Below are 19,663 nucleotides of genomic sequence, written 5' to 3' on the forward strand. Positions count from 1 at the left end.
CAGTAGCTTAGGGAAAATAAAACATATTTTACGATTATTAATATGTTATGATATCCCTACTACTAAAGGGGTGTCTTAGGGCATCGGGATGTATGCAAGCAAAAAGAACCGGCTTGTGTCAGTCACTTTCTGGCGAATATGGAATCGAAAATGTTGTTGGAAGAAGTTGTAGAAATTATCGAATTAACCGACTCAGACCATTTATCTCAAGCAATGGAACTGTTTAACGAGCATGGTTTTGTTGATGCTGAGTCTTTACCTTTTATGAATGTTGTTTTTGAAATAGCACCAGATCAACTTGCGAAGAAGCTGTCGCAAATTGGTTTTAAAGGTTTAGTGCAAGTCGAAAAGAATGAAGATGCATCAGGCTTCACCATTATTGATGCTGACCGTGTTCTGCTAAAAGATTCTGCTTAGTCGAAAGGCTCTGCTTAGCTGCAAGATTCTTCTTAATAACAAGAATAAGATTCAGCTTAGTGAAAAGACTCTATCCAGTTCAGTAACACCCGTTATGATTATTTGAGGTTAACACAGTGACAACAGCAACCGTTTCATCAACAGAACAACATATTTCCAACGAACATGCGCTTTTAGGTGCATCGTTATTAGCGTCTCAAAAAGTTGAGTTGGCTCTGTTCAGTGTGATCTCTAAATTAGCTAAAGCCCTATCAAAAGATCAGCAACAGGCATTAGGTTTGGATTTGGATACCTTTTTAAGGGAGAAGCCAAGTGAACAAGCCTCGACTCTGAGCCGCTACGAAAATACGTTTGGTGAACAACTTCCTTTGAAGGCTAATGAACTCAACGATTTTATTTATCATCGAAACTTGGTCACTCGTGGCTTTTGGCGTGTGACTGGTGCTGATGTTAAAGGCGGTGAGAAACTTGCTAACCCAGAGCTTTATTTAAAAGAGTTCTTGGCTAAATGTGAATACTGGCAAGTGATGATTGATACTCAAACCAAGTAATCAAATTGAAATAAGAAAGCCATAGCGAACATGCTATGGCTTTTTTGTTTGTGCAAACCGTGTTGAATTCTCTGAATCTAGAGCATCATCTTCAATACATAGTTCCTAGAGACAAAGTGGTGTTTAAGTGCGGCACTGATATGCAGCACAATTAAACAGGCTAGGGCAATACAACTGGCACGATGTAAATAGAAAAAGAAGCCGTTGATTGCAGAGTCGGTAATTAGATTATTTACGCTCACTAACCAAAATAAAGAGTACGGTTCTTTTAGCATTAAGTAGCCGGTGCTGAAAACCATAAACATCACAAGATACATCAAAGAGTATGCAAGCTTGGCAACGCATTTTTGCCCTTCAGGCACAGAGGTTGGCATGCTTGGCGACGAGCGAAAGTGGCTCCAGATATAACGAACCACAAGCAGTGGCGTCGCAACGGTCGCCAATGACATGTTGAGCACTGACAGAAAAGAAAACAGCTCTGGATGACTGGTGACATAGTGCATCACATACCCTGCGATTGTTGCATAGATGATTACAGAAGCCATTACCCAGTGCAGTACACGGCTTACTAAATCGTATCGTGGATTATTCAAATTAACCTCGTTCTGATCGTTATTAATATAAGATTCATCTCGATGCAATAAACCATTTTTCGGTATATTCGCATCGCGAATTAATCATATAGAACAGTATTACGCGGTATTTTTATAATTTAGAAATTAATGATGTTGCTTCAGGTGTTTTATAATTATCAATGATGTTTTAGAGTGTTAATTCCAATATGGACATAGCAAACTTGTCGACTTCCTAGCTTGTATGCCTATTACGAGATACAGTTAGTCTAAAGATAAATATATAAGGAATGTATAATGCTTCGAATCTTATTGATTGCAGTTATCTCGGTGTTCAGCACGATGAGTTTTGCAAGCGAAGAGGTTAAGTACTCGGAACAAGAGTATTTGGATAGACCGCTGATGGAACGCTATATCTTGGATGAGTTGAAGCAGCTTCGAATGGAACAGCAGGATCTTGAAAGACGCTTGACCATTCAGATGACTGACCGGGAACTGACTGTGGCAGACAAGTCTCTGAATTACGCCAATGTAACCGTAACCTACTTCTTCTACATTATTGCTGGTGTGGCCTCTCTTATCGCGCTGGTGGGTTGGCAATCCATCAAAGAGCTTAAACACACAACTCAAGACATGGCTGATAAGCGACTTAATTCTATCGCTCAAGACTATGAGAAGAAGTTTAATGTTCTTGAACGGGATCTTAAGCGCAAGACCAGAATCATTTCCGACAACAACCGCGAAATTGAAATTATCAATGAGATTCATAACCTATGGTTGAGAGCACAGAACGCACAAACGGCAGAGCAAAAAATTGAAATCTACGATGAAATACTGAAGGTTCGTCCTGGAGATTTAGAAGCACTTACTGCCAAAGCTGACGCTGCTATGGATATACAGGAATACCACTGGGCAATGAGTCTTTGTAACCGTGTATTAGAAGTCGATGACCAAAATGCTCATGCCTTGTATCAACGTGCTTGCGCCTATGCTCGATTAGGGGCAGAAGGTCAAGCGATCGATGACTTAGAGCGCGCTATTGAAGCCAGTGGGTCCATGAGAGAGCTGCTAACTGAAGAGCCGGACTTTGAGATGCTGCGAGGCTTAGAACGCTTCGAAGTACTTCGTGAAGAGTAATATGAGGTAAAGATCCGTGTTAACTAAGGTGGTGGGCTTTGCATGCTCACCATACTTTCACACCTATCGCGCTATGGTTTCTTACATTTCATTTATTTTTTTGATTTAATTGTTATGTTATAACACTTTCTAAGTTCCTTGTTATAACCGCTAAGTATTTTATGAAGTTCCTCCGTATTGGTCTGATCGTTACTGCGATCAGCGCATTTTCCCTTGCTGCTTTGCTCTCTTTTCACTCCAAACCAGCACCAGAAATCTCTATCAAAATAACACCTTACCAAGGTTCTCAACCTAATGATAAGGAAGTCATCGACTCGCAAGCGACTCCCAACTCTTTGGTTAAGGTCCATTATTTTGTGAAAGTTGGCGATACGCTAAGCAACATCTTTTCGTCATGGCAACTGCCATATGGAACCGTTCAAAAGGTGATGGAAGCGGATCTGGAGTCTTTGAAACTCGACACAATAAAACCTGGTGACCATCTAGAGTTGCTTTTGGATAGTGACTCAAAACAGCTTGTGGAGCTGATTTATCACGAGAGTTTGGTTGAGCAAGCAGCCTTTACTCGAAACGATGATGGTAGCTTCACCTATAAATTCCACGAGATCCCAGGCGAATGGAAAGAAAAACTCTATGCGGGTAGTGTTCACGGTAGCTTTTCAACGTCAGCCTACAAAGCGGGGTTAACTACTAACCAGATAGCCAATATCACCCGCACACTAAAAGACAAAGTCAACTTCGCTCGAGAGCTGAGAGCTGGTGATAGCTTCAATGTATTGGTCAAAGAGCAGTACACGGATGATCACCTAACGGGTAAAACAGAAATTCAAGGTATCTCAATTCAATTAAGAAACCGAGAAGTCGCAGCTTTTCTAGCACCAGATGGTCTTTTTTATGACAGAGAGGGAAATAGTCTAGAGCAAGCCTTTGATAGATACCCAGTCGACAGAAAATTCCGAAGAATCACTTCTTCGTTCAATCCGACACGAAGACACCCAGTAACTGGGCGAATCTCACCGCACAATGGTACCGACTTTGCGACACCTGTTGGTTCACCTATCTACTCAACTGGTGATGGTCGAGTGGTGACACTTCGTGACCACCCGTATGCTGGTAAATATTTGGTGATTGAACACAACAGCGTATATACGACGCGTTATCTTCACTTGAGCCGCTTCTTAGTTAAGAAAGGTCAGCAAATTAAGCGAGGTCAGAAAATTGCGCTATCGGGTGCTACTGGTCGTATTACTGGCCCGCACTTGCACTTTGAGGTATTGGTTCGTGGTCGCGCCGTCGATGCGATGAAGGCGAACTTACCAATGGCAAGCTCAATTATGCCTAAAGATAGAAAAGAGTTTTTGGCTCGAATTGCCTCTTTTGATGCCATGATTTCTGAGCCAGAAGATCGTGCGAGTTAGAGATATTCAAGCCTAGTTTGGCAGCGAATACAATAACGCCCCTTAGCTAGCGATTCAGCTAAGGGGCGTTTTTCTAGGTAATCGCATGATTTAGCGAGTGATTCAGTTAAGCAACCACCACTGCCGTGCCACTAGCAGAGACCATCAACATGCCATTACCTGTTCCCAAGACTTCGTAATCAATATCTACGCCTACCACCGCGTTGGCACCCGCTTCAATCGCTTTCTGTTCTAACTCTTTGAACGCGTAGTTACGTGCTTTTTCCAGTTCTTTCTCGTAGGTGCCAGAACGTCCACCCACAAAGTCACGAATTCCTGAAAACATATCTTTGAAAACGTTCACCCCTAGAATGGCTTCTCCGGCAATAACCCCTTTGTAATCGACAATGCGCTTGCCTTCGACTGATTGTGTGGTGGTAATAATCATAATGGCCTCTTGTAAGCTTGCTGAGCTGTCACTCGCTTATTGATTGATAGTTTGGTCTTGCTCTTGAATGTCATCGTTCAGTGCTGTCTCTGAGCGTGTGAATTCATGTCTTAACCATGTTCTCAGTTTTAGCACACTTTCTTGTTTTAATTTGTTTTTTGGGCAAACAAAGTAAAAATCTTGGTGCGGGTTAGCAACCGGTTTACCCAGTTCGACAAGCATCCCATGGCTGATATCATCTTTCACAAACAAGCGATGCGTTACTAGTACGCCTAACGAACGAATTGAAGCTTGCACCGCTTGAATGGAGACATCGAATGTTAGGTTGCTATGGAATGTGGGCATTGGGATTTGGTAATTGTCGCACCACACTTGCCAGTCGTGTTGTCGCCTGAGGTTAAAAACGCCAATGGTCGGGTTTTGTTTGACGAGTTGTTCGACGCTCAATCCGGTCTGGTTTTTTAATATCGTAGGGCTACACACCAATACTAGGTCATCGTCGCCCAGTTTCTCGCTGTAATATTGTTCCCACTCGTTGGGTTTGCCATGTACAAGCGCAACATCGACCCCTTCCTGCTCGATATCGAAAGGGCCAGTTAGCGTCGAAATGCGGATATCAAGTGAGGGAGCGAAGGCTTGGAAGTCGGGAACTCGTGGGATCCACCAGTGCATCGCTAGCGAATTGACCATGTTGAGGGTAATGCGGTGGTCGTTAGGCGTTCTGGCAAGCTCTTCGGTCGCCTCTATCACTTGCTCAAGTGCGGGAGCAACTTTGCGGTAATATCGCTTACCTGCGGCATTAAGAACAACACGACGACCGACTCGTTGAAACAGAGGCTTGTTGACCAGTTGTTCTAACGACTTTATCGCTTGGCTTACCGCAGAGTGACTGACGTACAATACCCGCGCGGCGTCGGTCATGCTGCCAGTCTCAGCAACAGCAATGAAAGCATAAACGGATTTAAGCGGAACGAGTTTTTTCATTGGTAAGTTTTCCTTACAGTTATAGTTAATATTACTCGCTATTTTTCATTACGTCACGCCTCTAAAATAGATGTCATAGGAGGTGATAATTATGTCTGATATTACCAAGGCGACGACTTTCATGTTGTTGTCGACGTTCAGTTTGTCTTTAAGTGGCTTGATGGCCAAGTATCTATCTGAAGTGATGCCCACTTCGTTACTCAGTTTTGTGCGTTTTTTGTTACCCAGTCTGTTTTTATTTCTTTTCCTGACCTTTTACAAAATCAGCAAGCCGACACGAGAAATGTGGAAACCTTTGGTGATGCGGGCGATCTTTATGGTGGCGTGTCAGTGGTGTTTCCTTACTTCACTGCAAACCTTAACGCTTGTTGAAGGGGTTGTGTTGTTCAGTACGGGGCCTCTGTTTATTCCATTGTTAGAAAAGTTAATATTTAGAACCAAGATTCATACAACGACGATAGTGTGTTTAGCTGTCACCTTTGTTGGCGTAGTGATGATGGCGGGGGATTGGTCGCAGTTTGAGTTGGGTTCGGAGTTCTTTAGACCTGCGCTTCTGCTTGGGCTTCTCGCGGGGGTATTTAATTCTGGCTCGCAAGTGAGTTTGTACCGAGCGTCTAAAACCAGCCTGACACCAGCAGAGCTTAACGCGTGGACCTTTTTAGTTGCGGCAATTATTGTGATACCAATGGTGGTGTTTACTTCTGTTTCTGCGGTGCCTGATGTACTTGAAAGTGCAGAGAAAGGAACCTTGTCGGCGTTGCTGTCTTTTGACGATTTACGCTGGATTGTTCTCGGATCACTTGGTCTTGCACTGTTTACCATCAATACCCAAATCTTCCGTTCCAAGGCGTATAAGCTTGCAGACAGTGGCTCCCAGTTGGCACCTCTGATTTTTACTAACATGCTGTTTAGCGCGCTTTGGCAGGGCTTGTTCTTTGATGATGTGTTTTCTACACAGCAGATGATTGGCATTAACCTGATTGTCGTGGCGAGCATCACCAATACATTGCTGGCAAAAAGACACAGCAAGGCGAAAGCCAAACAAAAACCGCACACCACAGTAGCTGTAGCGACTGTAGTGGACGTTGCGGTATTGGACTCGGCAGCTAAAAGCTAACCATTGAGTTATGGCTTATCCTCTGAATGGTTAATTTAAAACTTAGAACAATGAGCGTATGTATTCTTTTACTCGGTCGATGTGTTCGTGCGGGTCAATCTCGCAGCGTTGGTTCATTTCTAGGAATCGCTCAGCGTATTTATCGTAGATTTTGTTTTCCAAAAACAGTAAATACAACTTGGGATCGATATGACCGCTGGTGGCCATGTCGGTCATGATGTTGAGTGATTCGCTTAAGAGTTTACCTTTCTTATAAGGGCGATCACTAGAGGTGAGCGCTTCAAAGACATCAGCAATTGCCATTGCTCTGGACGGCAGAGGTAACTGGTCTTCGTTTAAGCCTCTTGGGTATCCCTTACCGTCGATACGTTCGTGGTGTCCGCTGGCGATATCCGGAATGTTTTGAAGGTAAGGCGGGTAAGGCAACTTGTTGAGCATGGTGAAGGTTTGGATAATATGATCGTTGATCATGAAACGTTCTTCATCGTTTAGCGTACCACGGCGTACTTTCAAATTGTGCAGTTCACCTTGGTTGTATTTAACTTCTCCGGGCTTAAGTACAAACGCTTCTTGCCATACATCGGCAGGGTTAAAGCCATTGTCCCAAGGTATTTTATGCTCCGGTTTGTCTGCAAGCAGAGGCTCCATGACAGGCAAACCCTTTTCCTGACTTGTTGGCTCAGTTCTCTCTTTCTCAACCGACTCTTTTTGGGTGTTAAATCTCTCTTTTTCAGACCAAGACAAACCCAATTGATCATCCAGTGTACGTTTCCATTGGCGTTTGGCTATTTGATCTAAGCGTTCTAGCTGCTCTTCCGTCATAGATTCGCCGCCAAGATTACACTCAGCAACGAAGGCAAACTCCTCATCCAGTTCAGACAGGCTTTGTTCGAGTATTTTGAGTTGTTCTTCTTGTAGTGCACCGTTCGCCATCGCTTTCCAGTAATCGGTTTCCGCTTGCTGTTTCAACAACTCAAAACGCATTCGCACTTCGTGGATTCGGTCGTAAATGGTTTCCAGTTTTGTTGCCTTATCTACCACATATTCAGGCGTGGTCACCTTGCCGCAGTCATGAAGCCAAGCGGCGAGCATCAACTCTTCCCACTGTTTACTGTCCAATGAGAATTGCGGGTAATAGCGGTCATCATCTATGGTTGCTTGAGTTAGCCATTTGGTGAGCTCAGGCACTCGTTGGCAATGCCCGCCCGTATAAGGTGACTTGGTATCAATCGCCGATGCAATCAGCTCAATAAAGGCATTAAGCATGTCTTTTTGTTGCTGCATTTGGTCGATGTTGTCTTTCGCTATTTCCGCAAAGCTGAGCAACTCTCTTAAAAAGGCGTGCTTGTCTGCCTGCATCTTGGTAATTGGTCTCTCATAGCCAATTGCCACAATCCCTACCAACAGTTTCTCTCGGTTTAATAGTGGAAATAGGTACAGGTCTGAATTGAAGATCGAATCTTGGTAATAGTTGAGAACATTGTCTTCTCTGTTCAAATGGATCGTCTCACCAGATTTAAGCTGACACAGCAACCAAGGCGTGTGTTTGATGAAGTCATTGATGTCGGCCTTAAAAGGAAGAATGGCAAGGTTGGCTGCCGTATCAAACACGTCTTTCTCTTTGGATTGAGTGAAAAGGACAATGGTTTCTGCTTTGGTAATTAAATAGCTTTGATGAGCAATGTTCTTGGCTAAGATCGAAAACTCCTGATTCCCGGCGGTGTCTCGAAGTAGGGTAATCAGATCATGAAGCGTGTGTTCCATTAGCTCAATCGAGTGGGCGAGGTTAGCCACTTCTTGAATCATGCTTTTGGGATAATGAGTACGCCTGAAGTCGAACCGAGCGATGTTGTCGGTGAGTTGCATCAGCGTATTGAGCGGCTGAGACAGTCGATTAGCAACAAACCATACGATAGCGAAGCAGATGAACAACATCCCAATCGCGACCGCAACTTGCTCGTCTCGCATCGAGATAAGATCAGCGAGCAGCTCATTGTGTGGCGTCGCTTCTGCCAAGTATAAGGTGACATTTTGAGTCAGTTGAACCGGCGTTAGCGTTAGTGCCCAAGTGTTTAAGTTGTACTCAACGTTTTTTAGATTGAGGTTAAACTTCTCTTCATCAGAGATAAGCGGCGCAATAACGGACGCTTTCAATGCTTCCATCTGTTCACGTTTGGGCACATTAAAGAAGCTTTGGTCTTGCTCACTGCCAGAGAGATTCCCCGTCGTTTGGTTGTTCGTTTGCTCAGTTTTACTTGTGTCATCAGATTGGGAGTCAGGCTTGGGTACTGATAGCTCAAGTTGATGCTGACCGAGTAGATTAAAATGTTGATCGAACAAGGCGAGTCGGGTTTGCGGAGAATAAGCTAATTCACTGATCTGAGAAGAGAGGGAACTCAACGTAAAGTCGGCACCAACCACATGCTTGCCATCGGCAGAACGCCTAGAGAGTGTAATGCCATTGGTTTGCAGGAAATAGAATAGATAGGGCTCAGAGAGTTGTATTGAGCCATCAGGCTTTGCGTTACGAAACCAAGGACGAGTGGTGGGGTTGAACTTACTCTCTGCTTGTCGAGTACTGATCACTTGATGTGCGCCATCAAGATAGGTAATAAAGTTTTCACCGTCTAGATTGGTGCTGCTGACCATCATGGTCGCTTTAGCGGGCGCGCTGTTTTCGGCTCTCTGTTTATTGGTGCTTAATGGACGAAAGATTCTGAAGTCACCATCTTCAGAACCATAAAATAGAGCGACCAAATTGGTGTTTTGCTTGAAGATGATATCGACCGAAGCAAGCCAAGAGTCTTTTTCGACAGCGGAAGCTTGATGAGCAACAAACGGGCTCACCGCCATCACATTTAAGGTTGTGATAACAGGGGCAATGGCTTGTTTAAATACTGATTCCAGTTTGTCGCGGTGCTCATTACTGATCTCGCGCACTGTGCCTAGCAGCAGCTCTTGGGAGTGCCGATAACTAATCGAAATCAATACCGCACCGACAAGTGTTGTCAAAATTAGGAAAAGGCTAGTGATGTGGATACTCAGCGGATATCGTCTTCTTCTCATCTAACACTCCGGTTTGTAGACTGGTTTAAGTATTGACGAACTTGGGTAGGTTGCAAAAAATTGGCGCAATTACCGAGTGTGTGCGGTTCTACTTAGATAAGGCCAAGCGCTGGCTGGCTCTGGTTAGCCACGTATTCCCGTGTCGTGTAAATGAACCAGTAATAAACCTTTATGTTTGGGTGCTAATTGTCACTTTCAGCTGATAAACTGGCCGAATTGTTGCCATTAGGCATTCATTTTCTGAAGTATTCTTTTCCTGAAAGAGATTCAGAGTTACTTTCTGAAAAACGTATTTTGACCGAGCGAAGAGGGCATTGATTCATGGAACTCAAAGTAGATACTCACACCCACACATACGCAAGTGGTCATGCTTACAGCACATTGATCGAAAACGCCAAGTCGGCAAAGCAAAATGGTTTAGCCATGTTTTGTACTACTGATCATTCAGAATCAATGCCGGGCTCGCCACACTATTGGTTCTTCAGCAATCAGCGTGTGCTCCCTCGTTTTATTGAAGATGTCGCAATTATTCGAGGTGTTGAGTCAAACATCATGAACACACAGGGTGAAATCGACATTCATCCGAGTGTGGATAAGAACTTGGATTGGGTGATCGCGAGTTTTCATGAGCCAGTATTTCGCCCATCGGATGTCGCTACCCATACAGAAGCATTGTTGAATGTGATTAAGGGCGGTCGAATTGATGCGCTTGGTCACTTAGGCAATCCTAATTTTGATTTCGATTTCGAAGCCGTTATTCAATGTGCGGTTGAGAACAACGTGGCGATTGAGATCAACAACACCACACTCAAAGGCAATAGCCGAGTTGGCAGTGTTGACCGCTGCTATGAGATTGCAAGAATAGCGAAAGCGAAGGGTGCATTTATTACAACAGGCAGCGATGCGCATTTCTGTTTAGATGTCGGTGGCTTAGACTTAGTCGCAGCATTGTTAGATGAAGTGGGCGTAGATTCGAGTAAAGTGATTACCCATTCGCCAAAGCAGTTCCTAGCCTTTTTGGCCTTGCGCGGTCGTAATGAAATCCCAGAATATTCAGATCTTGTTTAAGAGAATGTCGGCGGGTTTGCATTTCGACACAATCAATTTTTGTGCCTGAAAGATTTTTGTATACACTAGCCGAAAATAATAAAGTCGAAGTGCCACAGTAATGACGGCTCTAACTTCAAAGACACCGCTTCACTTGGAGAAACAATGAAAACTCGCTCAATCCTTTTATCTGGCTTAATCGCTGCTTCAGTATTGTCTGGCAACGCATTTGCTAATGTAGACCTTAAGAAAAACATGCAAGAAATGAAGCTTGCGTTCAAACAAGCGGCAGAAGCTCAAAGCATTGAAGAGATGCAAAAGCCTATCGTTCGTTTAGATACGCTAGTGGCAGAGCTGAAAACGGGTGTTTACCCAGTCGAGAAAGAAGACAACTTCATGGAAGGCTTCAAAAAGATCAGTGCATCACTGGATAGCATTGAGCAGAAGCTAGACCAAGGTGACTTAGCGTCGGCACAGCAAGAACTTCGTACTATTGATGGCCTTCGTGAAGAGTACCATGAGAAGCGTAACCCAAGCATCTGGAGCAAGATCTTCGGTTAATTCGTTAATCATGAACGTTTGCTAGATAGGTAACAAAGAGCAAAAGTAAACCTCAAGATTCGATTTCTAAAACGCCGCCTTACATTACCCTCTTTCGAGGAAGGTGTAAGGCGGCGTTTTTATTGTCTCTTTTGTCGAAAGCCTGCTGCAAAGAGATGAGTATTACTTTCTTAGTTTTAGTGTTGTAACCAGTATTTAACGAAAAAGAGTGTGCGTTAGCTTCAATTTTTTAACTTGCTGTTAATCTTTACGTTTACCTATATTCCAAGTCCCTCATAATAAGGGAAATTTATAAAGACTTGGAATAATGCGCCGAACCTCGTTCAACTTCTTCATGTTACTTGCAACAGCATTAAGCTGGGCGCTAGTGACATTAATGCCTGTTATCAATGCTCATGGTAATAGTGTGGGAGTATGGGCGTCGTTATGTACGGTCAATGGCTTTGAATTGGTTCAAATCGAAGAAGGCGAACCTAATACTCATAAAGGAAAGCCGTGTCCGTTTAGCCATTTTTCCACGTTTCACCAAGATGAACTTCCCACTACACTACTGACAACTCGACTGAGTTCTATTGTCTCCGACAGCTACGCTTTTTTGGCTCTAAGCGAACGCTACACGAGGCAAGCCCCGCGCGGCCCTCCCTTTGTTATTGCTTAAACCTAACCCATTAAAATAATTAAAAAATAAAGTATTAAGTAAAGTTAAACATGCTCAGATTACTTTCTGATTTTTCAGAAGGTATGTTTGCGTGTGTCAAAGGAAATTATAATGTTGAGAAATGAATCTCAAACCCCTGCGAAAGCACAAGCAACTTCGCAGTCTAAAAGCAGTGCAACAACCGGTTCGGAAACCAATATAAAAAGCAAAGACCGCAATAAAACCCTCTATTTCCTCACATGGCGCTGGCACTTCTATGCTGGGCTATTTGTTATCCCGTTTATGTTAATGCTGAGCATTACAGGTTTGGTGATGCTGTTTGATGATGAAATCGAATTGACTTTCCACCACGAAGCCCTAGAGATTGTTGCATCGGGCGAGCCGATTAAAGTGTCACAACAGTTAGCTGCAGTACAACTTCAATACCCACAAGGTTCGGTTACCCAGTTTGTTCCGAGCAAAGCTCCTGATCTGGCTAACCGCTTTTCGGTAGCACTTGTAGACGGCACATCGGTCTTCGCCACGGTAAATCAATATACGGGCGAAGTGGTCGGAGAGATTCCGCGTAGCGACAGCCTGTACCAACTCGCGAATGACATTCACGGCACTTTGTTGATTGGTGATTGGGGTGATTATCTAATTGAAGTCGCAATAAGCTTGTCTATTCTGTTGCTCATCAGTGGTATTTACTTATGGTTACCTAGAGATAACGCGAGCCGCGCTGGTTTTCTTAAGCTTCGATTTGGTTCAGGAACGCGTATTTTAATGCGTGATCTGCATGCGAACATTGGAGGTGTGTTATCGCTCGTTCTGTTGTTGTTTATTCTGTCTGGATTGGCATGGACAGGTTTTTGGGGCGGTAAGCTTGTTCAAGCATGGAGCACTTTCCCTGCTCAAATGTGGGACGATATTCCGTTGTCTGATAAGACGCACGCTTCCCTCAACCATGGCTCAGAAGAAGAGCTACCTTGGAACTTGGAGCAAACACTATTGCCTTTGTCTCAAGATAAGCCAGCAGAACACGTTCATCATGTGGAAGAGGCGACGGAACCTCATGATCACTCTAAGATGGGTGAAGATCACTCTCAACATGTGTTGTCAGCAAGCAACTTCGACATTGATGACGTTACTGAAAAAGCATACTCACTTGGCTTTACACGATACAAGGTGAATTTCCCGCGTTCAGAAACGGGTGTTTACACGGTCACAGCCAACACTATGGGCGGTGACATCATTGATCCAACGCAGGACCGTACTACGCACCTCGACCAATACTCAGGTCGTATTCTGGGTGAGGTGACATGGCAAGATTATAACTTCATTGCCAAAACGTTAGCGGTAGGTATTTCATTGCATCAAGGTGACATCAGCATCATTAACAAGCTTCTAAATGCTTTGTTTTGTTTGGCGTTCATTGTTGTGTCCGTGACTGGCGGTGTGATGTGGTGGATACGTAGACCTTCAGGTCAAAGAAAGCTTGGCACGCCACCGAAGTTTGGCGATGCAGGGCTTTGGAAGACAGGTTTAGTGATCGTGATAGTTATTTCAGTACTGTTTCCACTGGCGGGAGCGACGATCGTGACAGCAATGCTGCTGGATTGGTTACTATTTTCACGCGTTGAGAAATTCAAGACGGCATTGAGTTAATTGATATACAAACTGACCTCCTTTTTGAGGAGGTCAGTTTCATTATTCAGATGACATGCTCTGTTTATTAAGAAGACGTTAGACTTGTACAGCTCTATATTTGATAAAGCTCTAGATTTCATAAAGCTCTAACGGAAGCCCGTCAGGATCGGCAAAAAAAGTAAATGCTTTACCTGTAAATTCATCAATTCGGATCTGTTCGACTTCGATTCTTTGTTCTTCCAAATAGCTTTTGATTTGTTGAACGTCATCAACACAAAAAGCTAAGTGTCTTAGCCCTTGAGCTTCAGGAAAGCTAGGTCTTTCCGGTGCGTTAGGGAAGCTGAATAGTTCTATCTGAGCACCATTAGGTAGCGCCAAATCAAGTTTGTACGACTGGCGAGCCTCTCGATAGTTTTCGGCAATGATCTCAAGTTTTAAAATCTCGGTGTAAAAGTGCTTCGATGCGTTGTAGTTTGAACAGATTATGGCTGCGTGGTGTATTCCTTTCAACATCAGTTTATTTCTCCTGCCAACTTGTCACCTAAGTGCTCCATGGCGTAATCAATGAATACACGCAGTCGAGCGGGCATGTACTTGGTTTGAGCAAACTGCATCGCAATCGCACCATGGTAATTACTCTTGATGGTCCAATCTTCCAACACTTGTACTACAGACCCTTCAGCCAACGCATCTTGAATCACGAAGTCATGGAAAATACCGACGCCTAGACCTTCTTTCACACCTTTCAGTCGCATCTGCGAGTGGTTAACTGCGTAACGTCCACTGACGGGTACTGTGTGAAATTCATCATCTTTAAGAAAATCCCAAATGTGATCTTTGTCTGTCTCTGCAAGATACAAACAGTCGTGTTCAGACAGCTCGGTAGGGTGGTGAGGAATCCCCTTGGCATCTAAATAGTCAGGGCTTGCACACAACACGAGGTTTGTTTTTCCTAACTCTTTCAATACTAAGCTTTCGTCGGGCTTATCAGTCAGGCGGAAAGCAATGTCGATGCCTTGACGTAAAATATCGATGTCGCCGTCAGCCGCTCTCAATTTAAGTTGGATTTCTGGATACTGATTTAAGAATGGAACAACGAAAGGCTGCAATACCGAATTCAAGAAGGCTTCAGGCGCCGCTACCGTTATCGAGCCTGCAGGTTCGGTATGGTCGGAGGTAGACAGTTCAACGGCTTGTTGAGCTGCGTTGATCATCACCACACTCTGATCATAAACCAATTGACCCGCTTGCGTAATGATAAGGGTACGAGTGGTACGCTCAAACAGTTTCACCGATAGCGCTTTTTCCAAGCGGGTGATGAGCTTACTCAAGGCTGATGGTGTCACGCCTAACTGTTTTGCTGCAGCCGTAAAACTACCTTCGTTAACCACCAAAATGAACGAGGCGAGATCCGGAAGCAGGGCGATGAGTTTTGGGTTAATCATAAGTATCCAGTTAAGCTAGTTTCAACGATGAACTTAATGGTCATTGTGAGCGATTTACTTTGATTTGTGAATCAATTTCATTAATTGATTGACGTGATTGCTCTGATAAGTTGTTGTGTTTGAAGCTCATCTGTATAGCGGCGTTGCTGCTGCGCATTCTGAGATGAAAAATTGAGATTTGATATGAAAGCGAAATTAGACGGAAATTATAGCTAATTTGGCGTTTAAAAAAGCAGGTGAAGGGCGTTAATGTGCCCTATGTCACTGGGATGAACTATTATTAGTGCCTGTGATTCATTAATGTTTTTCCAACTAAAGGGATAATCGGAACGGGGATGTTCAACTAGAATATAGGCATAAGTTTTACAGTGTAAATGATCGTGTTGAGATCGTTTACATCCCTACATAAAGCGGCGCGCGATGCTGCTAAATTATAACTAGGAAGGAATGAGACAATGTCTTCTGCATTTTACCAACAGATTCAAACTCAAATCGAAGAAGTTAAAGAAGAAGGTCTTTACAAGTCTGAGCGCATTATTACTTCTGCACAAAAAGCAGCGGTTTCTATCTCGACTGGTGAAGAAGTACTAAACTTCTGTGCAAACAACTACTTAGGTCTTGCTAACCACCCAGCTCTTATCGAAGCAGCTAAAGATGGTATGGATCAGCACGGTTTTGGTATGGCTTCAGTACGTTTCATCTGTGGTACTCAAGATTCTCACAAAGAACTAGAGCAAAAGCTTTCTACGTTCCTAGGTAAAGAAGACACTATCCTTTACACATCTTGTTTTGATGCAAACGCTGGTTTGTTCGAAACAATTCTAGGTAAAGAAGACGCAATCATCTCTGACGCACTAAACCACGCATCTATCATCGATGGCGTTCGTCTGTGTAAAGCAATGCGTTTCCGTTACTCGAACAACAACATGGAAGAGCTAGAGCAGCAACTTATCGCTGCTAAAGAAGCTGGCGCTCGTCACACACTAATCGTAACTGACGGTGTGTTCTCAATGGACGGCGTAGTGGCTAACCTTCCTGCTATCTGTGACCTTGCAGACAAGTACGATGCACTAGTAATGGTTGATGACTCTCACGCAGTAGGCTTCATGGGTGAAAACGGCGCGGGTACTCACGAGTTCCACAACGTTGTTGACCGTATCGACATCATCACAGGTACGCTTGGTAAAGCAATGGGTGGCGCTTCAGGCGGTTACACTTCTGGTAAGAAAGAAGTGATCGACTGGCTACGTCAGCGTTCTCGTCCATACCTATTCTCTAACTCTGTTGCACCAGCAATCGTATCTGCTTCTATTCGCGTTCTAGATCTTCTAGCGGAATCTGGCGACCTACGTACTCAACTATGGGAAAACTCTGCTCACTTCCGTACTCGCATGGAAGCAGCTGGTTTCACTATGGGCGGTGCTGACCACGCAATCATCCCAATCATGCTGGGTGATGCAAAAGTAGCGGCTGAATTCGCAGAGCGCGCACTAGAGAAAGGCATCTACGTTGTAGGTTTCTCTTTCCCTGTAGTACCAAAAGGTCAAGCTCGTATCCGTACGCAAATGTCTGCTGCACACTCTCGTGAGCAACTAGACCGCGCAATCGATGCGTTCATCCAAGTTGGTAAAGACATGGGTATCATCTAATTTTAAAGGGGTGCCACGAGCATCCTTTAATTAGATAGAACAACACCCAGTAGAACATATAGATTTTTGATTCTCGCCTTACAGTTAGGCGAGATGAACTAGGTAACATTATGAAAATTAAAGCACTTTCTAAGCTAAAGCCTGAAGAAGGCATTTGGATGACCGAGGTTGAAAAACCTGAAATGGGTCATAATGATCTTCTTATTCGTATTAAGAAAACCGCAATTTGTGGTACTGACGTACATATCTACAACTGGGATGAGTGGTCACAAAACACAATCCCAGTACCTATGGTAGTAGGTCACGAATACGTGGGTGAAGTTGTTGGCATTGGCCAAGAAGTTCGTGGTTTTGAAATCGGCGACCGTGTATCTGGCGAAGGTCACATCACATGTGGTCACTGTCGTAACTGTCGTGGCGGCCGTACTCACCTTTGTCGTAACACAACAGGTGTTGGTGTTAACCGCACTGGTGCGTTCTCTGAGTTCCTTGTGATTCCTGCGTTCAACGCATTTAAGATCCCTGCAGAAATCTCTGACGATCTAGCTTCAATCTTTGACCCGTTTGGTAACGCAGTACACACAGCACTTTCTTTCGACCTAGTTGGCGAAGACGTGCTAATTACTGGTGCTGGTCCAATCGGTATCATGGCTGCAGCTGTTGCTAAGCACGTTGGTGCTCGTCACGTTGTAATCACTGACGTAAACGAATACCGCCTAGATCTTGCTAAGAAAATGGGTGTGACTCGCGCAGTAAACGTGATGGAAGAGAAGCTTGAAGACGTAATGTCTGATCTTGGCATGACAGAAGGCTTCGATGTAGGCCTAGAAATGTCTGGTAACCCATCTGCGTTCAATAGCATGCTAACTAACATGAACCACGGCGGTAAGATCTCTCTACTAGGTATTCCACCATCAGACATGGCGGTAGACTGGAACCAAGTAATCTTTAAAGGCTTGGTTATCAAAGGTATCTACGGTCGTGAGATGTTCGAAACTTGGTACAAGATGGCTTCATTGATCCAATCTGGCCTAGATCTAACACCAATCATTACTCACCACTACAAAGTGGACGATTTCCAGAAAGGCTTCGACATGATGCGCTCTGGTATGTCTGGTAAAGTAATCCTTGATTGGGAATAAGCTTTAGCTGAGTAACAAGATATTAGAAAGGCGACAGTTTTTACTGTCGCCTTTTTTACATCTCGGAACTCAAGAAAATGGGCGATATGATCAAGGTTCAGTTGCCCATTTTTTACAGCAATGAGTTGTTAACCCAATGCAGCAGCCTGCATGATTAGGCCACAGATGTAAGCGCCGTATGTACCGAGAGCGTAACCCAATACCGCCATTAGGATACCTACTGGTGCCAATGCTGGGTGGAATGCAGCCGCGACGATAGGTGCCGATGCAGCACCGCCTACGTTAGCTTGGCTACCTACAGCCATGAAGAACAATGGTGCACGAATTAGCTTCGCCATTACAATCATCAGAAGGGCATGGATAGTTAACCATGTAATACCAATGAAGAAGTAACCTGGGTTGTCTAAGATAGCTGTCACATCCATTTGCATACCGATAGTTGCAACTAGGATGTAGATGAACGCTGAACCAATTTTCGATGCGCCACTGTGCTCAAGGCTACGTGTCGATTTGAAGCACGAAGCGATCAACGCGAACGTTGTTACCATAACGATTAGCCAGAAGAAGCCAGATGTAAGGCTGTATTTCGCAAGTTCTGGAGCATTCGTTGAGATCCATGGTGCGATTAGGTCACTGAAGAAGTGAGCAAGGCCTGTTAGACCAAAGGCAATTGCCGTGATCTTCATGAGATCGGTTGTGGTTGTTGGGCGAGCGTTCTCTTCTTGGTATTTAGAAACCGTCTCTTTTAGCTCTTCGATAGCTGATGTGTCTGCTTTTAGCCATGCATCAATCTTCTTCTGACGACCTGCCATGACAAGTAATACGGCCATCCAAATGTTTGCACAGATAACATCAACTGTAATCATTGCAGAGAAGAGTTGGTCATCAACCTCGAACACTTCTTTCATGGCGGCTTGGTTTGCACCGCCGCCGATCCAAGAGCCAGCTACTGTTGTAAGGCCACGCCATACATCGCCAGATACAAGGTCAGGGTTGACTTGGTCGATAATCAGAATCGCCAAAGGCCCACCAATGATGATGCCGACAGTACCCGTTAGGAACATGATGACGGCTTTTGAGCCAAGGCCGAAGATTTTGCGTAGGTCTGCTGAGATGATCAGAAGAACTAGTGCACTTGGTAATAGGTAACGACTCGCAACGAAGTACAGCTTAGAGTTTGATGCGTCGATGATGCCTAAACTGTTCAATAGAGAAGGAACAAAGTAACAGAGCAATAGACCCGGAACGAACGAGTAGAATTTTTTCAGTGCGCTATTTTGGCTACTTTCCGTGATAAATACACCGCCAAGAATAACAGCTAACATGCCCATTATTACAGCATCATTAGTAATCATTATTATATCTCCTTTAAGGTGAGCGCAAAGGTCTCACTTTTTGAATTGCAGGACTATACCGATAACTGCTAATCGTTACAAATTGTAACGATAGACATATTTTGAAATGTTTGTGTTAATTTTAATGGTTTAAGTGTGTGAATTCAGTGGGTTATTTATTTGTATTGTGAATGGTTTTATTGGATCTTTTACGGCGCATTTAGATATATGCAATGTAATTCAAGCCTTAGAGAGTGGTCGCTATGAATTGGGTGGATGCTTGAATGGCAGGAATGAGTGCATATATAGCCATGTTTATGGTGTGGTTTATGCAGGGTTGGAATGTTTCAATAATGTAAAAATTGAATCCACTTTTGCTATGTGGTCAGAAATTAAAAATTTTAGCTAGATCACATAAATCTTTCGGATTACGAGTTCTAGCCCCCGCTACTCATGCTCATTTGACGTTTTGTAGGGGTTCAATGAAAGAAAAAGGTTCATCGCGGCTT

General features: G+C 44.0%; 18 protein-coding genes. 11 read left to right on the top strand and 7 right to left on the bottom strand.

Features of this window, described 5'->3' with window-relative positions; genetic code table 11:
* The first annotated feature begins 150 nt into the window (after window positions 1-150).
* Window positions 151-417, top strand: a complete 267-nt coding sequence (locus tag AB4482_RS21520) for a hypothetical protein (RefSeq protein WP_372130387.1) — start codon at window positions 151-153, stop codon at window positions 415-417.
* Window positions 418-533: 116 nt separating this feature from the next.
* Window positions 534-968 (top strand): hypothetical protein, encoded by a 435-nt coding sequence (locus tag AB4482_RS21525; RefSeq protein WP_372181631.1) that lies wholly within the window; start codon window positions 534-536, stop codon window positions 966-968.
* 77 nt (window positions 969-1,045) lie between these two features.
* Here AB4482_RS21525 and AB4482_RS21530 read toward each other — a convergent pair whose 3' ends face one another.
* Window positions 1,046-1,561, bottom strand: coding sequence for a cytochrome b (locus AB4482_RS21530; RefSeq protein WP_372181633.1), 516 nt, complete (start codon window positions 1,559-1,561; stop codon window positions 1,046-1,048).
* Between the two features lie 276 nt (window positions 1,562-1,837).
* Here AB4482_RS21530 and AB4482_RS21535 point away from each other — a divergent pair, with 276 nt between their 5' ends.
* Together AB4482_RS21535 and AB4482_RS21540 are read left to right on the top strand one after the other, a co-directional pair.
* A complete protein-coding gene (locus tag AB4482_RS21535) occupies window positions 1,838-2,677 on the top strand; it encodes a tetratricopeptide repeat protein (protein WP_017069419.1) in 840 nt (279 codons plus the stop codon).
* A gap of 161 nt (window positions 2,678-2,838) precedes the next feature.
* Window positions 2,839-4,095, top strand: a complete 1,257-nt coding sequence (locus AB4482_RS21540) for a peptidoglycan DD-metalloendopeptidase family protein (RefSeq protein WP_372181635.1) — start codon at window positions 2,839-2,841, stop codon at window positions 4,093-4,095.
* A 106-nt stretch (window positions 4,096-4,201) separates the two neighbouring features.
* Here AB4482_RS21540 and AB4482_RS21545 read toward each other — a convergent pair whose 3' ends face one another.
* Together AB4482_RS21545 and AB4482_RS21550 are read right to left on the bottom strand one after the other, a co-directional pair.
* A complete protein-coding gene (locus AB4482_RS21545; RefSeq protein WP_004730185.1) occupies window positions 4,202-4,522 on the bottom strand; it encodes a heavy metal-binding domain-containing protein in 321 nt (106 codons plus the stop codon).
* 36 nt (window positions 4,523-4,558) lie between these two features.
* A complete protein-coding gene (locus tag AB4482_RS21550; RefSeq protein ID WP_017064800.1) occupies window positions 4,559-5,506 on the bottom strand; it encodes a LysR substrate-binding domain-containing protein in 948 nt (315 codons plus the stop codon).
* 91 nt (window positions 5,507-5,597) lie between these two features.
* On the opposite strand from AB4482_RS21550, the gene AB4482_RS21555 reads away from it, so the two are divergent.
* Window positions 5,598-6,623, top strand: coding sequence for a DMT family transporter (locus AB4482_RS21555; protein WP_017059531.1), 1,026 nt, complete (start codon window positions 5,598-5,600; stop codon window positions 6,621-6,623).
* 42 nt (window positions 6,624-6,665) lie between these two features.
* On the opposite strand, the gene AB4482_RS21560 is transcribed toward AB4482_RS21555, so the two are convergent.
* Window positions 6,666-9,689, bottom strand: a complete 3,024-nt coding sequence (locus tag AB4482_RS21560; protein ID WP_372181637.1) for an HD domain-containing phosphohydrolase — start codon at window positions 9,687-9,689, stop codon at window positions 6,666-6,668.
* Between the two features lie 321 nt (window positions 9,690-10,010).
* On the opposite strand from AB4482_RS21560, the gene AB4482_RS21565 reads away from it, so the two are divergent.
* The 4 genes from AB4482_RS21565 (at window position 10,011) to AB4482_RS21580 (ending at window position 13,602) form a co-directional block, all read left to right on the top strand.
* Window positions 10,011-10,757, top strand: a complete 747-nt coding sequence (locus tag AB4482_RS21565; RefSeq protein WP_372072578.1) for a phosphatase — start codon at window positions 10,011-10,013, stop codon at window positions 10,755-10,757.
* A 144-nt stretch (window positions 10,758-10,901) separates the two neighbouring features.
* Complete coding sequence (locus AB4482_RS21570) at window positions 10,902-11,297, top strand: cytochrome b562 (protein WP_017059534.1); 396 nt, start codon at window positions 10,902-10,904, stop codon at window positions 11,295-11,297.
* A gap of 307 nt (window positions 11,298-11,604) precedes the next feature.
* Window positions 11,605-11,955, top strand: coding sequence for a hypothetical protein (locus AB4482_RS21575; protein ID WP_372072577.1), 351 nt, complete (start codon window positions 11,605-11,607; stop codon window positions 11,953-11,955).
* A 111-nt stretch (window positions 11,956-12,066) separates the two neighbouring features.
* On the top strand, window positions 12,067-13,602 hold the full coding sequence (locus AB4482_RS21580) for a PepSY-associated TM helix domain-containing protein (RefSeq protein WP_371724808.1): 1,536 nt from the start codon (window positions 12,067-12,069) through the stop codon (window positions 13,600-13,602).
* 111 nt (window positions 13,603-13,713) lie between these two features.
* Here AB4482_RS21580 and AB4482_RS21585 read toward each other — a convergent pair whose 3' ends face one another.
* Window positions 13,714-14,097 carry a VOC family protein gene (locus AB4482_RS21585; protein ID WP_102393573.1) on the bottom strand — a complete coding sequence of 128 codons (384 nt, stop codon included), beginning with the start codon at window positions 14,095-14,097 and terminating at the stop codon, window positions 13,714-13,716.
* The gene (locus AB4482_RS21590) at window positions 14,097-15,029 is read right to left on the bottom strand and encodes a LysR family transcriptional regulator (protein ID WP_017059538.1); all 933 of its coding nucleotides are present in this window, start codon (window positions 15,027-15,029) and stop codon (window positions 14,097-14,099) included. Before AB4482_RS21590 ends, AB4482_RS21585 begins: the two co-directional genes overlap by 1 nt.
* 455 nt (window positions 15,030-15,484) lie before the next feature.
* Here AB4482_RS21590 and AB4482_RS21595 point away from each other — a divergent pair, with 455 nt between their 5' ends.
* Together AB4482_RS21595 and tdh are read left to right on the top strand one after the other, a co-directional pair.
* Window positions 15,485-16,678 (top strand): glycine C-acetyltransferase, encoded by a 1,194-nt coding sequence (locus AB4482_RS21595; protein WP_136974879.1) that lies wholly within the window; start codon window positions 15,485-15,487, stop codon window positions 16,676-16,678.
* A 110-nt stretch (window positions 16,679-16,788) separates the two neighbouring features.
* Window positions 16,789-17,820 carry an L-threonine 3-dehydrogenase gene (tdh, locus tag AB4482_RS21600; protein WP_017059546.1) on the top strand — a complete coding sequence of 344 codons (1,032 nt, stop codon included), beginning with the start codon at window positions 16,789-16,791 and terminating at the stop codon, window positions 17,818-17,820.
* A gap of 128 nt (window positions 17,821-17,948) precedes the next feature.
* Here tdh and AB4482_RS21605 read toward each other — a convergent pair whose 3' ends face one another.
* Window positions 17,949-19,175 (bottom strand): DUF819 domain-containing protein, encoded by a 1,227-nt coding sequence (locus AB4482_RS21605; RefSeq protein ID WP_372181640.1) that lies wholly within the window; start codon window positions 19,173-19,175, stop codon window positions 17,949-17,951.
* Window positions 19,176-19,663: the final 488 nt, after the last annotated feature.

The organism is Vibrio sp. 10N.222.55.C7 (assembly GCF_041473335.1).
Classification (GTDB): Bacteria; Pseudomonadota; Gammaproteobacteria; order Enterobacterales; family Vibrionaceae; genus Vibrio; species Vibrio crassostreae_C.

Excerpts from the sequence above, each read along its gene's own strand:
- AB4482_RS21590 (WP_017059538.1), bottom strand. The coding sequence starts at position 15,029 with ATGATTAACCCAAAACTCATCGCCCTGCTTCCGGATCTCGCCTCGTTC.
- AB4482_RS21605 (WP_372181640.1), bottom strand. The coding sequence starts at position 19,175 with ATGATTACTAATGATGCTGTAATAATGGGCATGTTAGCTGTTATTCTT.
- AB4482_RS21565 (WP_372072578.1), top strand. The coding sequence starts at position 10,011 with ATGGAACTCAAAGTAGATACTCACACCCACACATACGCAAGTGGTCAT.
- AB4482_RS21520 (WP_372130387.1), top strand. The coding sequence starts at position 151 with ATGTTGTTGGAAGAAGTTGTAGAAATTATCGAATTAACCGACTCAGAC.
- AB4482_RS21570 (WP_017059534.1), top strand. The coding sequence starts at position 10,902 with ATGAAAACTCGCTCAATCCTTTTATCTGGCTTAATCGCTGCTTCAGTA.
- AB4482_RS21545 (WP_004730185.1), bottom strand. The coding sequence starts at position 4,522 with ATGATTATTACCACCACACAATCAGTCGAAGGCAAGCGCATTGTCGAT.
- AB4482_RS21550 (WP_017064800.1), bottom strand. The coding sequence starts at position 5,506 with ATGAAAAAACTCGTTCCGCTTAAATCCGTTTATGCTTTCATTGCTGTT.
- AB4482_RS21560 (WP_372181637.1), bottom strand. The coding sequence starts at position 9,689 with ATGAGAAGAAGACGATATCCGCTGAGTATCCACATCACTAGCCTTTTC.
- AB4482_RS21575 (WP_372072577.1), top strand. The coding sequence starts at position 11,605 with ATGCGCCGAACCTCGTTCAACTTCTTCATGTTACTTGCAACAGCATTA.
- AB4482_RS21555 (WP_017059531.1), top strand. The coding sequence starts at position 5,598 with ATGTCTGATATTACCAAGGCGACGACTTTCATGTTGTTGTCGACGTTC.
- AB4482_RS21580 (WP_371724808.1), top strand. The coding sequence starts at position 12,067 with ATGTTGAGAAATGAATCTCAAACCCCTGCGAAAGCACAAGCAACTTCG.
- tdh (WP_017059546.1), top strand. The coding sequence starts at position 16,789 with ATGAAAATTAAAGCACTTTCTAAGCTAAAGCCTGAAGAAGGCATTTGG.
- AB4482_RS21540 (WP_372181635.1), top strand. The coding sequence starts at position 2,839 with ATGAAGTTCCTCCGTATTGGTCTGATCGTTACTGCGATCAGCGCATTT.
- AB4482_RS21585 (WP_102393573.1), bottom strand. The coding sequence starts at position 14,097 with ATGTTGAAAGGAATACACCACGCAGCCATAATCTGTTCAAACTACAAC.
- AB4482_RS21535 (WP_017069419.1), top strand. The coding sequence starts at position 1,838 with ATGCTTCGAATCTTATTGATTGCAGTTATCTCGGTGTTCAGCACGATG.
- AB4482_RS21595 (WP_136974879.1), top strand. The coding sequence starts at position 15,485 with ATGTCTTCTGCATTTTACCAACAGATTCAAACTCAAATCGAAGAAGTT.